This is a genomic window from Microbacterium sp. LCT-H2 (genome assembly GCF_001866135.1).
Lineage (GTDB): Bacteria > Actinomycetota > Actinomycetes > Actinomycetales > Microbacteriaceae > Microbacterium.
On the sequence record NZ_MODW01000001.1, the window covers coordinates 919,491 to 934,117 of the forward strand.

At 70.1% G+C, this 14,627-nt stretch carries 12 protein-coding genes; 5 read left to right on the plus strand and 7 right to left on the minus strand.

Annotation, left to right across the window (positions count from 1 at the left end; translation table 11 throughout):
* The first annotated feature begins 199 nt into the window (after positions 1-199).
* The 5 genes from BK819_RS04290 (at position 200) to BK819_RS04310 (ending at position 6,955) form a co-directional block, all read left to right on the plus strand.
* Complete coding sequence (locus BK819_RS04290) at positions 200-826, plus strand: TetR/AcrR family transcriptional regulator (RefSeq protein ID WP_071328002.1); 627 nt, start codon at positions 200-202, stop codon at positions 824-826.
* Positions 823-1,551, plus strand: coding sequence for a hypothetical protein (locus BK819_RS04295; protein ID WP_071328003.1), 729 nt, complete (start codon positions 823-825; stop codon positions 1,549-1,551). The genes BK819_RS04290 and BK819_RS04295 overlap by 4 nt, the downstream gene beginning before the upstream one ends.
* Entirely contained in the window at positions 1,548-3,383 is a 1,836-nt protein-coding gene (locus BK819_RS04300; RefSeq protein WP_071328004.1) for a YhgE/Pip family protein, read from the plus strand. The genes BK819_RS04295 and BK819_RS04300 overlap by 4 nt, the downstream gene beginning before the upstream one ends.
* Before the next feature lie 132 nt (positions 3,384-3,515).
* Positions 3,516-6,158, plus strand: coding sequence for a penicillin acylase family protein (locus BK819_RS04305; protein ID WP_083391651.1), 2,643 nt, complete (start codon positions 3,516-3,518; stop codon positions 6,156-6,158).
* 35 nt (positions 6,159-6,193) lie between these two features.
* Positions 6,194-6,955 (plus strand): alpha/beta fold hydrolase, encoded by a 762-nt coding sequence (locus tag BK819_RS04310; protein ID WP_071328005.1) that lies wholly within the window; start codon positions 6,194-6,196, stop codon positions 6,953-6,955.
* Between the two features lie 42 nt (positions 6,956-6,997).
* Here the strand turns inward: BK819_RS04310 and BK819_RS16500 are convergent, their stop codons facing one another.
* From BK819_RS16500 to BK819_RS04345, 7 genes are all read right to left on the minus strand, one after another.
* Positions 6,998-7,519, minus strand: coding sequence for an endonuclease domain-containing protein (locus BK819_RS16500; RefSeq protein ID WP_143049240.1), 522 nt, complete (start codon positions 7,517-7,519; stop codon positions 6,998-7,000).
* A 659-nt stretch (positions 7,520-8,178) separates the two neighbouring features.
* The gene (gene mnhG, locus BK819_RS04320) at positions 8,179-8,568 is read right to left on the minus strand and encodes a monovalent cation/H(+) antiporter subunit G (protein ID WP_071328007.1); all 390 of its coding nucleotides are present in this window, start codon (positions 8,566-8,568) and stop codon (positions 8,179-8,181) included.
* Positions 8,565-8,834: a monovalent cation/H+ antiporter complex subunit F gene (locus tag BK819_RS04325; RefSeq protein ID WP_025105196.1), complete on the minus strand. Its 270-nt coding sequence runs from the start codon at positions 8,832-8,834 to the stop codon at positions 8,565-8,567. Before BK819_RS04325 ends, mnhG begins: the two co-directional genes overlap by 4 nt.
* Positions 8,831-9,424, minus strand: a complete 594-nt coding sequence (locus tag BK819_RS04330) for a Na+/H+ antiporter subunit E (protein ID WP_071328008.1) — start codon at positions 9,422-9,424, stop codon at positions 8,831-8,833. Before BK819_RS04330 ends, BK819_RS04325 begins: the two co-directional genes overlap by 4 nt.
* Complete coding sequence (locus BK819_RS04335) at positions 9,421-10,974, minus strand: Na+/H+ antiporter subunit D (protein ID WP_060922025.1); 1,554 nt, start codon at positions 10,972-10,974, stop codon at positions 9,421-9,423. Before BK819_RS04335 ends, BK819_RS04330 begins: the two co-directional genes overlap by 4 nt.
* The gene (locus tag BK819_RS04340; RefSeq protein ID WP_256209372.1) at positions 10,971-11,561 is read right to left on the minus strand and encodes a Na(+)/H(+) antiporter subunit C; all 591 of its coding nucleotides are present in this window, start codon (positions 11,559-11,561) and stop codon (positions 10,971-10,973) included. The genes BK819_RS04335 and BK819_RS04340 overlap by 4 nt, the downstream gene beginning before the upstream one ends.
* On the minus strand, positions 11,561-14,533 hold the full coding sequence (locus BK819_RS04345) for a Na+/H+ antiporter subunit A (RefSeq protein ID WP_071328009.1): 2,973 nt from the start codon (positions 14,531-14,533) through the stop codon (positions 11,561-11,563). The genes BK819_RS04340 and BK819_RS04345 overlap by 1 nt, the downstream gene beginning before the upstream one ends.
* Positions 14,534-14,627: the final 94 nt, after the last annotated feature.

The following is a 14,627-nucleotide window of genomic DNA, read 5'->3' on the forward strand; positions in this document are numbered from 1 at the left end:
CGTCCCCCCGCCGTTCCATGACCGATCCCGCCGGAGTCCCGGTCCGGACCGGTCTCTCCTCTGAGGATGCGCCGAAGCGCGACGCGTAACATACCACGGTCCGCCCCGGAGGAGCCTCGACGGCCGGCCGCGGGAGCAGCAGACTGCGAGGTTCCTGAATTATCTTGCACAGTCTTGTGCACGTTATTACCATAGACGGATGACCACTCGCGCTCTTCGTCGCGACGCCGCGGAGAACCGCGCCGGCATCCTGTCCGCGGCCCGCAGCGCCCTCGCCACCGACCCGCACGCCTCCCTCGACGCGATAGCCCGGGCCGCGGGCCTGTCCCGCCGCACCCTCTACGGGCACTTCGAGGATCGGGACGCTCTGATCCGGGAACTCGTCTCCAGCGGCGCCCAGCGCTTCAACGCCATCGCGGCCTCCATCGACGAGCCGGACGCCCGCCTCGCCCTGGCCCGACTGGCCGCCCGGCTCTGGGAGGAGGCGGCGCACATCCAGGTCGCCGCTGCGCTCGCCCTCGACGAGGCGCATGTGGAGCACACCGCCGCGGCACTCGCGCCGCTGCGCCGGAGTGTCGCCGCCCTCGTGCGGAGGGGGCAGCAGGACGGCAGCTTCCGGACGGACCTCGCCGGCCCCACCCTCGCCCGGCTGATCGAGGAGATGGCGCGCACCGTGGTCTCCCGCACCGACGTGCAGAGCAGCGGCGCCGAGGACCTCGCGGTCCGGGCCGTGCTCAGCATCGCCGGACTCTCCTGGCGCGAGGCGGACGAACTGCTGAGCGCCCACCCGGACATCGCCGCCGACCACGAGGAGGTCCGCGCATGAGGATCACACTGCACGACGTCAGCAAGGGCCGCGCCGGCCAGGCGCTTCCGTCCATGAGTCTCGAGTTCCACTCCGGCGCCGTCCGCTACGCGCTCGCGGAGACCGAGCAGCGGCCGACCGTGCTCGGCCTCATCGCGAGCGGGCGGATGCGCCCGGACACGGGCCGCGTCACGATCGACGCGGCGGCGAACCCGAAGGAGCTGCGCCGCCGCGTCGCCCTCGTGGACGCCCCGGACGTCAGCGACCCGCACCCGGACATCACCCTCGCCGGGGTGGTCGGCGAGGAGCTGATGTTCGCCGGACGCGGCGCGACCCCGCTCCACGCCCGCCGCTGGCTCGCGCGGGTCGGATACCAGGAGCTCGCCTCCGTCCCCATCGGCTCGGTCGACCCTGCCGCCCGCGTGCGCATCCTGTGCGAGCTCGCCGTGCTCCGCGAAGGCGTCGAGGGCATCGTCCTCGTCGCCCCGGATCGTCACGGCGGCAGCCCGGACGGATGGTGGCGCATCGCCGCCGAGTTCGCGGACCGCGGGTACGCGATGCTCGTGATCGTCGGCGGTTCCGCCGCCGTCGCCCTCGAGCGTATGCACGAGTTCGATGCGATCAACGCGTCCGGACCGATCGAGCCCCTGGTGCTCGAGCGTCCGGAACCGACCGACGACCCTGAGGAGAGCGAACCCACGACCGACGACGAACCCACGACCGACGAGGAAGGAGAAGCGCGATGAAGGTTCCCGCCATGATCGCCGCCGAGCTCCGCCGCCTGACCGCGAGCCGGATGGGCATCCTCGCCCTGGTGGCGCTGATCTGCGTGCCGATCCTCTACGGCGGCCTCTACCTCTGGGCGAACCAGGATCCGTATGCGAAGTTCTCCGAGGTCCCCGTGGCCCTCGTGGTCGACGACGAGGGCGCTCCCGCCCCGACGACCGGCACGCAACCGGCGACCGATGAGACCGTCAACTACGGCGAGGACGTGGCGGAGAACCTCATCGAGGGGAACGCCTTCGACTGGCAGCGTATGACCGAGGACGAGGCCGCCGATGCGCTGCGCCACGGCGCGGTCGATTTCACCGTGACGATCCCCTCGGACTTCTCCGCCGCCCTCACCTCCGCCGCGGGCGACGATCCGCATCAGGCCAGGATCGAGCTGGAGACCAACGACGCGAACAACTACCTCGCCTCGTCGATGGGATCGCAGGCCGTCGAGAAGATCCGCAGCTCCGTCGCCGAGATGGTCGGCAGCGAGGCCGCGGAGCGACTGCTGACGGGCCTCAGCGACGTGCGCGACAATCTGATCTCCGCGACAGACGGCGCCACACAGCTCGTCGACGGCGCACGCAGCGCCGCCTCCGGGAGCACGACGCTCGCCGAGGGCACCGCGAAGCTCGCCGACGGCTCGGCGCAGCTCGCCTCCGGGGCCAAGACGCTCGCCGACGGTGCCCAGCAGGTGAGCGCGGGCAACCGCCAACTCGCCGACGTCGCCGATCGGGCCGGAGCCGCGGTGCAGGAAGCGACGAATGCGCTGCCGCAGGTGCGCGCGGACATCACCGACGTCCTCACCGAGCAGGGCCTCGCGCCCGAGGAGATCGATGCGGTGCTCGCCCGCCTGGATCCTCTCGGCACCCGGATCGAGGAGGGCAACGCCCAGGTGCAGGACGCCGTCGGGAAGGTCGACCAGCTCGCCGCCGGGTCTGCGTCCCTGGCGTCGGGGGCGAGCGAGCTCGCCGGGGGCGCCGGCACCCTCGCGACGGGAGCGGCCGCGGCGAACTCAGGCGCCGCGCAACTGCGCGACGGCCTGCAGAAGCTGTCCTCCGGGACCGCGGAGCTGCGCGACGGGCTCGCCGACGGCGTGCAGGCGATCCCCGCCTCCACCCCCGACCTGCGCTCCCTGCAAGCCGACACGATCGCGGACCCGGTGAAGGTGTCCAGCGACAAGGTCGCCTCCGCCGAAGACTACGGCGCGGGCCTCGCCCCGTTCTTCGCCGCCCTCTCCGCGTGGATCGGCATCTATGCGCTGTTCCTCATCGTGAAGCCGATCTCCCGTCGCGCCGTCACGGCGCTGCACTCCCCGATCCGGATCACGCTGGCGGGCTGGCTGACCCCGGCGATGCTCGGTGCCGTGCAGATGCTCGGGTTGATGGGCATCCTGGCGCTGACGCTCGGCTTCACGTTCGACCATCCGCTCGGCACGCTCGGAGTGATGATGTTCGCCTCGGCCACGTTCGCCGCGATCATCCTCGCCCTCAACGTCTGGCTCGGCTCCGTGGGGCAGTTCCTCGGCCTCGTGCTCATGGTGCTGCAGCTCGTCACAGCGGGTGGCACATTCCCCTGGCAGACGCTGCCCGCGCCCCTGGCCGCGCTGCACCATGTGCTGCCTCTCGGCTACGTCGTCGACGCGATGCGACAGCTCATGTACGGCGGGGACTCCGCCCGCGCAGGCTGGGACCTGGCGGTGCTCGGCGCGTGGCTCCTCGGGGCGCTGCTGCTGGCGATGATCGGGGTGACCCGGATGACGCACCGCCGGACGCTCCGCGATCTGCAGCCCAGCCTCATCGGCTGAGCCCTCCGCTCGCCGCGGACCGTCCCGCGGCGAGCGCGGGGCGGCTATGATGCGAGAGCGCGCACCCGTGAAACGCGCACTGGGGCTCGGTGGGACTGAGTCCCACCTGGCTACCCGAAAGAGTTCTCGACGATGATGACCGATTCGACGGCGTCCGCTGATTCCCCGCGTCCTTCTCTGGGCGCCCGCATCGGACGCATCGCGTTCGTCGTGATCGCCGCGCTGGTGGTGGTGGCCGTCGCAGGCGCGTTCTTCGTGACCTGGACCATCCAGCGCTCCTTCCCGCAGACCTCCGGCTCGACCGCGCTCGCAGGGCTGAAGGCGGACGTCACCGTGCAGCGCGACGCCAGCGGCGTGCCCACGATCACCGCCGACTCCTCCGACGACCTCTTCTTCGCCGAGGGTTTCGTGCACGCGCAGGACCGGTTCTTCGAGATGGACTTCCGCCGCCACGTCACCTCCGGCCGGGTCGCCGAGCTGTTCGGCGCCTCCCAGGCCGGTACCGACGCCTTCCTGCGCACGCTGGGCTGGCGCACCACCGCAGAGGCCGAGGTCGAGGCGATGGACGACGTCACCCGCGGCTACTACGAGGCCTACGCGGACGGCGTCAACGCCTACCTGTCCTCCCGCTCGGGAGCGGAGCTGTCTCTCGAGTACGCGGTGCTCGGGCTGCAGAACCCCGACTACGAGCCGGAGCCGTGGGAACCCGCGGATTCGGTGGCGTGGCTGAAGGCGATGGCCTGGGACCTCCGCACCAACGTCGAGGACGAGACCGAGCGCGCGCTCCTCGCGGGGCAGCTCGCCGAGGATCCGGAGGCCGACGTGGACGGACTTCTCGGCACGCTCTACCCGGACTACCCTTTCGACCGGAACCCGGTGATCGTGCCCACCATCTCCACCGTCCCGCCATTGGAGCCCGGCGCCGAGCCCGCGGCGTTCACCGTGCCCGAGGACGACGGGGAGGCGCAGCAGGCTCTCACCACAGTGGAGTGGAAGGAGACGTCGTCCGTCATCGAAGCGGCGAGCGCGCTCGTGGGCGACGTCGGCGAGGGCATCGGCTCCAACTCCTGGGTGGTCTCCGGCGACCTCACCGAATCCGGCATGCCGCTGCTCGCCAACGACCCGCACCTCGGCGCCTCCCTCCCCTCGGTCTGGTACCAGGTGCAGCTCACGTGCTCGACGGTGGACGACGACTGCCCGTTCAACGTGGGCGGGTTCTCGTTCTCCGGCCTCCCCGGCATCGTCATCGGCCACAACCAGCGCGTGGCGTGGGGCTTCACGAACCTCACCACCGATGTCACCGACCTGTACGTCGAGCGCATCGAGGGCGATTCCTACTGGCGGGACGGCGAGCTCGTGCCGCTGGAGGAGAGCACGGAGACCATCGAGGTCGCCGGCGGCGAAGACATCGAGCTCACCATCCGGTCCACCGTGCACGGACCGATCATCTCCGGCCTCACGGACGACTTCACGGCGATCGCGGACGACCCGACCCCCGGACTCACCGCCGAGGGCACCGTGCCGGATGCCCCGGGGTCCGACGATGCCGAGTACGCCGTGAGCCTGCGGTGGACGGCGCTCGACCCCGGCACCACCGCGACCGCGATCTTCGCGCTGTCGACCGCTCAAGACTTCGAGGACTTCCGCCGCGCAGCCTCCCTGTTCGACGTCCCGGCGCAGAACCTCATCTACGCCGACGTCGACGGCAACATCGGGTACCAGACCCCCGGCCGCCTGCCGATCCGCGGGGCCGGCGACGGCTGGATGCCGCAGCCCGGCTGGGACAGCAGCTACGACTGGACCGGCTACATCCCGTTCGAGGAGCTGCCCGTGTCGTACAACCCGAGCTCCGGGTACATCGTCACCGCCAACAACGCCATCGTCACCGACGACTACGAGCACTTCCTCTCCCGGGACTGGGACCAGGGCTACCGCGCCGCCCGCATCGCCCACCTCATCGAGCGCCGAGCCGCCGCCGGGCCGCTGACGGCCGACGACATGCGCGAGATCCAGATGGACGGCGAGATGTGGATCGGCAAACAGCTCGCCGCCGCGATGGGGGACATCGAGGTCGAGGGCGAGGGGCCGCAGCAGGCCGTCGAGCTGCTCCGGGGCTGGGACGCGCAGAACAGCGCCTCCTCGGCCGGGGCCGCGTACGCGAACGTGCTGTGGTCGAACCTGGTGCAGAACATCTTCGTGGAGCGGGAGCAGCCCCTGCCCATCGACGGCCAGGGCCGCCTGTTCACCGTCGTCGGGGCGATGCTCGATGATCCCGAGGACCCGCTGTGGAGCAACCCCGGCCTCGACGTCGAGGGACGAGACGCCATGCTCGCGCTGTCGGCCGAGGAGGCGTACGACGAGCTGTCCGGGCTCCAGGGCACGGATGTCGCCCGGTGGAACTGGGGCGGCCTGCACGCCCTGACCCTCACCAGCGACACGTTCGGGTCGTCCGGCATCGCGCCGATCGAGGCCCTGTTCAACCGTGGCCCCTACCCCGTCGGGGGCGGTGCGTCCGTGGTCGATGCGACGGGATGGCAGCTGGGCGTCTCGTATGCGACCACGACCGTCCCGTCCATGCGCATGGTCGTCGACCTCGCGGACTTCGACGACTCGACCTGGATCCACCTCACCGGCGCCTCCGGTCACGCGTTCCACGAGCACTACGTCGATCAGACGAAGGACTGGTCCACGGGAGTGCAGCGGCCCTGGGCGTTCACTCCGAAGGCCGTGACGGCGGCCGCGGTCGACACCCTGACGCTCACCCCCGCCGGCTGAGAGTCGCGTGGAGGGTGCTCGGCTAGCGTGGACAGGTGCCCACCAGCTACCTCGCCCCGAAGGGGACGCCGGCCACCCTCCTCGAGTTCGAGCACGCCGGAGCGACCCTGATCGCCGAGACCTTCGGCGACGGACCGCCCACCTACCTCCTGCTGCACGGCATCGGCATGGGGCGCAGCGTCTACCTCGACCTCACCCAGCGGCTGCAGGGGCGGGTGATCGCGCTCGACCTCCCCGGCTTCGGCGAGGCCCCGGAGCCCACGCGCACGCTGACCATGCAGCGGCACGCCGACCTCGTGGCCGCGTATCTCCGTCATGTCGACGCGGATCCGGTCGTGGTGATCGGGCACTCGATGGGGAGTCAGATCGCCGCGGAGCTCGCCGCCCGGCATCCCGAGCTCGTCGCCGGCGTCGTGCTGGCGGGACCCACCGTCGACAAGGCGGCCAGGAACGTCGGCGCGCAGGCCCGATACCTGCTCCAGGATCTCGTGGGGGAACGGCCGCTCGTGATCTGGCGCGGCGCCCGCGAGTACCTCCGCGGTGGCCCGCACCTCATCCGCAAGATGCGCGCGACCATCGTCCACCAGCCGGAGAAGGCCTTCGTCCGCATCGCCTGCCCGGTCCTGGTGCTGCGCGGCGAGGACGACCCGCTGGCCCCGATGAGCTGGTGCCAGGTGATCCTGGATGCGATCCCTGGCGCGGAGCTGGCCGTCATCCCCGACCACGGCCACGGCACCCTCATCAGCGACTCCGAGCCCGCCGCCCGCCTCATCGAGGCCTTCGCCGCCCGCACCTAGCCCTTCGCATCGCTCACCGCGCCCCTTGGGTCCGTAGGCCGTTCATAACTCAGGAGATCGCGGCGCGTTGGGACGGTTCGGCGGCTGAGGCAGGCTGCGGCTGCCCTTTCTCCTGAGTTGTGAACGGCCAGCGCCGACGAGCCGGGGGCCGAGCGCCTCCAGAACCTCCCGCAGCGCCTCTCGCGTGCCTGCGGGGTCGGAGAGGATGTCAGCGGCGAGCGGCCGGATCGTGACATAGCCGAGACGAGCAGCCGCCATGTCCCGCGCACGATCCCGCTGCTGCTTCGCCCATCCCTCGTGAAAGGCGCGGCTGTCGCACTCGACGATCAGCCATCCATCGACGACGAAGTCGACTCGACCCACGCCGGGGATGTGGACCTGTGTCTCGAATGAGGCACCGAGCGACCGGAGGAGGAGCCGCACGAACGTCTCCGGCCCCGACTCGGATGACGCGTCGGCCAGGGCGAGCACCGCGCCGAACCGCTGCGGCAGCCGAGCGAAGATCGCGCGCAGTTCGTCCATCGTGATGAGGCGCTGATGGAGGAGGCTGTCCAGGGTGGCCACCGACGCCCGAGGCGACTGGCATCGGACGGCATGGCGTACGGCCGTATCCAGGGACGTGACGTGCAGCGCACTCGCTGCGCCGTCCTCTGCCCAGTGCACCCTGTGAGCCTCCGCGTCTCGACGCCCCAACCGCGAGCTATGGGGATCGACCTGAACGTGCACACCGTGAGCCGCGAGCACGAACACCCCGAGCAGCTGAAGAAGGGAGACGCAGGTGACGCGACCTCCGATGCGCACGGCCTCCGCGACGACAGGATCCACATCCGGGCGGGCGTATCGGTCCCGGCGCAGTCGCAGAAGCCGCCCGCTCCGCACCAGGGCGGTCAGCTCGCGCCCCCTCAGCCCCGCGGAGCGAAGATCCGCTCGAGTCAAGACCGTGGAGTCGAAGACCTCTGTTGCGCACCGGGGTCCGAAGTGGGCGATCACATCCCGGAGGATGCCCGGCGCGACACGGCGGGACGGGGAGTGAGGCCGGATGTGGAGTGTCCGCTCCGGATCGCGAGGCGGTGGAGGAGAAGTGGGGGCCGCGCACGGCGTACACAATTCAGGATTATCCGTCCCCCATCCGACCTGAGCGCACGCGCGGCCCGATGACGCCGCAGATCTCCTGAGTTGTGAACCGACAGCGGGCGAAACCGGCTACGTCGGCGGCGAGGCGGTCAGCCGGCGGCGGGAGGGGTCTGCTTCGACTCGGCGAGCTCGTCGACGACGAGACCCCGCTGCTCGATCGTGCCGTTGCGGTAGGCCTGGCGCCCGACCATGTGCGCGGACAGGGGCGCGGTCGCGAACTGCATGAGCACCACGGGGGCGACGAGCACGAGGCCGAACAGCACGCCGCCGATCGACCGCTGCGACAGGGCGATCGCCACACAGATCAGCAGCAGCCCGAGCACCTGCGGCTTCGTCGCGGCGTGCAGTCGCGTGGGCACGTCCCGGAAGTGCAGCAGGCCCACGGAGGCGGAGAGGCAGAGGATCGCCCCGAGCAAGATGAGCACGAGCACCGCCACGTCAACGACGGCGTCAGGGATCATCAGACCGAACACGTTCATGGTGTCGTGTTGTCCCTTCTCGCGACGAACCTGGCCACCGCGATCGATCCGAACACACCGACCGCCGCGATGATGAGGAGCACGGGGATGTTGCGGGTGTGGCCGTTGATGGCCATCTCGGCGCCGAGCACGCACATGACCTCGGTCAGCAGCACGTCGGCGGCGACGGCACGGTCGAGGATCGACGGACCGCGGACGATACGGATCACGGCGAGGATCGCGGCCACACCGAACACGGCGAGGATGATGAGGAGCAAGGTGTTCATCGGGCACCGCCGATCGTCGCGGGGTCGATGCGGCCGGCACGCTCGTCGGCCTTCAGCGCCCGGTACTGGGTCGGATTGCCGAGCGCTCGGACGATGCGCTTCTCCCAGCCGAGCACACCCTGCCGCTGCGTCTCGACATCCTCCTTGCTGCGCACGCCGATCACGTGCAGGTAGAGGATCCCGCGGTCCCGATCCGCCTCGACGACGAGGGATCCCGGGATGAGCGACGACACCACGGCGACGTGCGTCAGGACGAGGTCGTCGGCGTAGCGGAGGGGCACCGCGATGATGGCCGTACCGGGCTGCCGGCGGAAGTCGAAGACCTGCACGGTCACCGAGAGCGCGCCCCGGAGGATCGCGAACAGGAACTGCACGACGAACAGCGCGCCGTACCAGAGGTTGATGCGCCCGGAGAGCTCTACCGTGGGCAGGCGGAACACCCGCGTCACGAAGATCGCCACCACGAGCCCCGTGAGGAAGGACAGCACCGTGAACTGGGCCCACAGCAGCATCCACAGCACGATCAGCCAGGCGAGGAACGGCAGCTGCATGCCGATGTCCCGCCAGACGCTCTTGGTCTCGGGGCTCATCCCTCCACCTCGTCTTCCAGCTGGACGAGGTTGACCGGCTGCAGCAGGCCCGCCCCGATACGGTCGCACAGAGCGTACAGCGGTCCCGCGAAGATCGTCAGGGCCACCGTCACGGTGACCATGCCCGCGGTGGCCACGGTCATGATCCTCGGGATGTGCCGGCGCTCCTGCTGCTCATCCGCGGCGGGGGCTCCGGTGAGGTAGGAGATGCGGCCCTCGGTCTCGGTCGAGTCCTCCTCCTCACGCCAGAACGCGAGGTTCCAGGCGCGCATGAGCGCGTACAGCGTGAGCAGCGAGGTGATGATGCCGCCGAAGATGAGCACGATCATGAGCGGAGTGCCCACGGAGGCCGCGGCCTCGAACAGGGCGAACTTGCCGATGAACCCGGAGAACGGTGGCAGACCACCGAGGTTGATCGCGGGGATGAAGTACAGCAGCGCGATGACGGGGGCGATCTTCAGCAGGCCCTTGACCCTGAGGATGGAGGTGCTGCCGGCCCGGCGTTCGATGAGTCCCACCGCGAGGAACAGCGTGGTCTGCACGACGATGTGGTGGACGATGTAGTACACCGTCGCGCCGATGGCGGCCGGGGTCGCGATCGCGAGGCCGAAGATCATGTAGCCGACGTGGCTGACGAGCGTGAACGACAGGATCCGTTTGAGCTCGGCCTGCGCGACGGCGCCGAGCACTCCGACGATCATCGTCGCCAGCGCGATGATGAGCAGCAGCGTGTCGATGCTGTTCGAGGCGAAGAGCTGGGTCTCCGTCCGGATCAGCGCGTACACGCCGACCTTGGTCAGCAGGCCGGCGAACACGGCCGTCACCGGCGCGGGGGCGGTCGGGTAAGAGTCGGGCAGCCAGAACGACACGGGGAAGATCGCCGCCTTGATCCCGAAGGCGACCACGAGCATGAGGTGCAGGACGAGCTGCGTGTCCTGCGGGAGCTCCGACATCCGCTCGGCGATCTGGGCCATGTTGACCGTGCCGAGGGCGCCGTAGATCATCGCGATCGACGCGAGGAACAGGATCGACGACACCAGCGAGACGACGATGTAGACGGCGCCGGTGCGGATGCGGGACTCGGTGCTGCCCAGGGTGATGAGCACGTACGAGGCCACGAGGAGGATCTCGAATCCGACGTACAGGTTGAACAGGTCACCGGCGATGAAGGCGTTGAAGATTCCGGCGGCGAGGATCAGGTAGGAGGGGTTGAAGATCGAGATCGGGGTCTCGTCCGCCCCGTCGGCCACACCCTGACCGATGGAGAAGAGGAGGACCGCGAGCAGCACGACGCTGGAGACGAGAACCAGGAGTGCGGCGAGACGGTCGACGTAGAGGACGATGCCGAACGGCACCGGCCACCCGCCCACGGACACCGCGAGTGGGGAGCCCGCGTCGACCACGACGAGCAGCACCGCCGCGATGACGGACACGACGGCGAGCGTGGCGACGGTGACGAACACCTGCAGGCGCGCATTGCGTCCGAAGACGAGGGTGATCGCGGCGCCGAGGAGCGGCAGGGCGACGAGGAGCGGGACGAGCGTGGTCATGGCCTGCCCTCCCCGTCTGTCGTGTCGTCGTCCCGGTCCGCAGCGCCGTCGGCGGCGCCGTCGGGTTCGGGCTCCGGCTCGGGCACGTACGGCGCGTCGTACGGGGCGTCATCGTGGATCGCCGGGTTGTCGCGCATGTGCAGGACGGTGATCGGCGCGGTCTGCACGCCCACGAAGTCGGTCGTGGCGTCGTCGTCGTCCGTCTCCGACTCGTCGTCCATGAGGTCTTCGTCTTCATCGGTGCGCTCGCGCAGCGCGATGTCGGCCTCGTCGTCCTCGACCGTGTCCGCCTGGCCGAGCTGCCACGACCGGTAGATGAGCGCGAGCAGGAAGGCCGAGACGGCGAAGGTGATGACGATCGCCGTGAGCGTCAGGGCCTGCGGCAACGGGTCGCTCAGGTCGCCCTCGGTGCCGAAGAACGGCGCGTTGCCCGGCACGCCCATGACGATCAGCAGCAGCAGGTTCGTGGCGTTGCCGAGCAGGAGGAAGCCGATGAGGACGCGGGTGAGGCTGCGCTCCAGCATCGCGTACACGCCGCAGGCGAAGAGCACGGCCATGATCGCGATGAGGGCGAGCGAGACGTCCATCAGCCGTTCCCCCCGGTCCGCGAGGAGAAGTCGACGGCGGTGCTCTCGCCGGGGCGGAGCGCGGCCTGCCGGTCGACCTCCGCACCGAGGCTGCGGAGCACGTCGAGGACGAGTCCGATCACGACGAGGTACACGCCGATGTCGAAGATGGTCGAGGTGACGAACTCCATGTGCCCGATACCGGGGATCTCCCACTCCCAGAAGGTGCTGGTGAGCGGTGCGAGGCCGAAGAACAGCGGCACCACCGCGGTGCCCACGGCGAGGATCAGGCCCGCGCCGAGGAGACGACCGGCATCGGTCGGCGCAGCGGCGCCCAGCTCCCAGCGCCCTCCGGCGATGTAGCGCATCACGAGGGCCATGCCCGCGACGAGTCCGCCCGCGAAGCCGCCGCCGGGGAGGTTGTGCCCGGCGAAGAGGAGGAAGATCGAGACGACGATGATCGTGTGGAACAGGATGCGGACGATCACCTCGAGCAGGATCGACCGGTTCTCCGGCTTCATCTTCTGGCCGCCGACGAGCCAGGCGCGCGGCGCCGATCGGTTCTCCGCGGTCTGGAAGCGCACGCCGTCCGTGGTCTCCACGAGCGGCCGGCTCCGGGCCGACTTGCGCACCGAGCGCGGCAGGGTCTTCGTGGCCGCGAGGAGGTCGGCGCGATGCGTGACGAACACGAGCGAGGCGACACCGGTCGCGGCCAGCACGAGCACCGAGAGCTCGCCCATCGTGTCCCAGCCGCGGAGGTCAACCAGCGCCACGTTGACGACGTTCTTGCCGTGGCCGATCTCATACGCGATCTCCGGGAAGATCGCGGAGATCGGATCGGCCACGCGGGACTGGGTCGCGACCACCGCGACGAACGCCATGGTCAGACCGACGCCGATGCCGAGCAGCGCGCGCGGGATCCGGCTGACGGATTCGTTGTGCTCGCCCATCCGCGCCGGCAGACGGCGGAGGACGAGGGCGAACGTCACCATCGTCACCGTCTCCACGAGGATCTGCGTGAGCGCGAGGTCCGGTGCCCCGCTGGTCGCGAAGAGCACGACCATGCCCAGGCCGGTGACGGAGGCAAGCACGACGCCGGTGTAGCGCTTGCGCGCACGCACCGCCACGACGCCCGCGACGGCCATGATCGGCGCGACGGCGAGCTGCGCCGGCGTGTGCCACAGCGAGAGCTGATAGCGGTCGATGTCGCTCGCCACGAGCGCGGTGACCTCGGCGGCGACGAAGACGACGAAGATCGTCCCGACGTAGACCGGCAGCGAACCGCGCTGGGTGAGCGTCGTGCTCAGCACCGACAGCCGGTCGATGCCGCGCATCACCACGTAGTAGGCGTCGGCCGCCGTGAACGGCAGCAGTCGCGGACGACGGTCCCACCCGGTCCGCCTCGTGAGGAGGAAGAGCCCGATGCCGAGCAGGATCGAGAGGATCGAGATGCCGAGGGCGGGCTCGAAGCCGTGCCAGAGCGCGAGGTGCCCCGGACCCTCGACGGCTGCCCCCTCGTGGTCGAGTCCCGGCGTGGCAGTCAGCGCGTAGGGCTGGAGGGCGACGTCGAGGGCCGGGGCGCCGATCCCTGCGGCGAGCGTCACGCCGGCGAGGATGATCGGCGCGGAGAGGAAACCGACGGGTGGGTCTGGCCAGACCGTGTCCGGCTGTCGCTGTCCGTCGGCATCGCGCTTGGTCCAGAACGCGCCCCAGAGGAAGCGGACACCATATGCCGCGGTCAGCATGGATCCGAGGACCACGCCGATCAGGGCGACGAGGCCCCACACGGAGCCGCCGAGCGCATCGTCCAGGAGCGCCGTCAGCGTCGACTCCTTCGCCACGAATCCGATGGTCGGAGCCACGCCGGCCATCGACGCGACGGCGATGAACGCGGCGGTGGCCATGACCGGTGCCTGCCGGCCGACGCCGGAGAGCTCGGTCACGTCACGCGTGGAGAGCTGCCGGTCGATCACGCCCACGATGAGGAACAGCGCCGACTTGAACAGCGCGTGCCCGATCACCAGCGCGAGGCCGGCGAGGGCGGCCGCCTGCGTGCCGTAGCCGACGACGACCGCGAAGAAGCCGAGCTGGCTCACGGTGCCGAACGCGAGCACGCGCTTGAGGTCGGTCTCCCGCAGCGCCTGGATGCCGCCGAGCAGCATGGTGAGGATGCCGAGCGTGAGCACGATCGGCCGCCACGTCGGGCTGAACGCGAAGATGGGTGCGAAGCGGGCGATGAGGTAGATGCCGGCCTTCACCATGGCGGCGGCGTGCAGGTAGGCGCTGACCGGAGTCGGGGCCGCCATCGCGCCGGGGAGCCAGAAGTGGAAGGGGAACAGCGCCGACTTGCTGATGGCGCCGATCAGGAGCATGACGATCGCGGCATCGACGATCGGGCCGGTCGGCGCGATGGCGAGGATCTCGCGGATGCTCGACGTCCCGGTGTCGACGACGAGCAGCACGACGCCGACGAACATCACCAGTCCGCCGAGCGTCGTCACCAGGAGCGCCTGCAACGCGGCGCGTCGGCTGGCGGCACGGCGTCGGTAGTGGCCGATCAGGAGGTAGGAGAGGATGCTCGTCGCCTCCCAGAACATCACGAGCATCACGAGGTCGTCGGTGAGGACGAGGCCGTACATCGCGCCGGCGAAGGCGAGCAGGACGCCGGCGAACTGCCCGATGCCCGCGGCCTCGTCATGGAAGTACCAGCGGCAGTAGAGGAGCACGAGGGCGCCGACGCCCGTGACGATGAGCGTGAGCACCCACCCGAGGACGTCCATGTTCATGGACAGGTTCAGCCCGAGCTGCGGGATCCACGGCACGGAGACGAACGGGACGGGACCGTCGAGCACCTGCGGCGTGAGCACGAGCGCGTGCACGAACGCGGCAGCCGGGACGAGGGCGGCGACGGCGAAAGCCTGAGCTCCCAACCAGCGCACCAGGACGGGCATCAAGAGCGACCCGAGAAGGAACACTGCGAGGAGCATCAGCATATACGCGGCTCCTCGGGGCTCGTCGGCCGTACGGCTCAGGCGGGCGGTGTCCGACCAGTTTACCGGGCCGAGACGCCTGTCGGCCCCGCGAGCT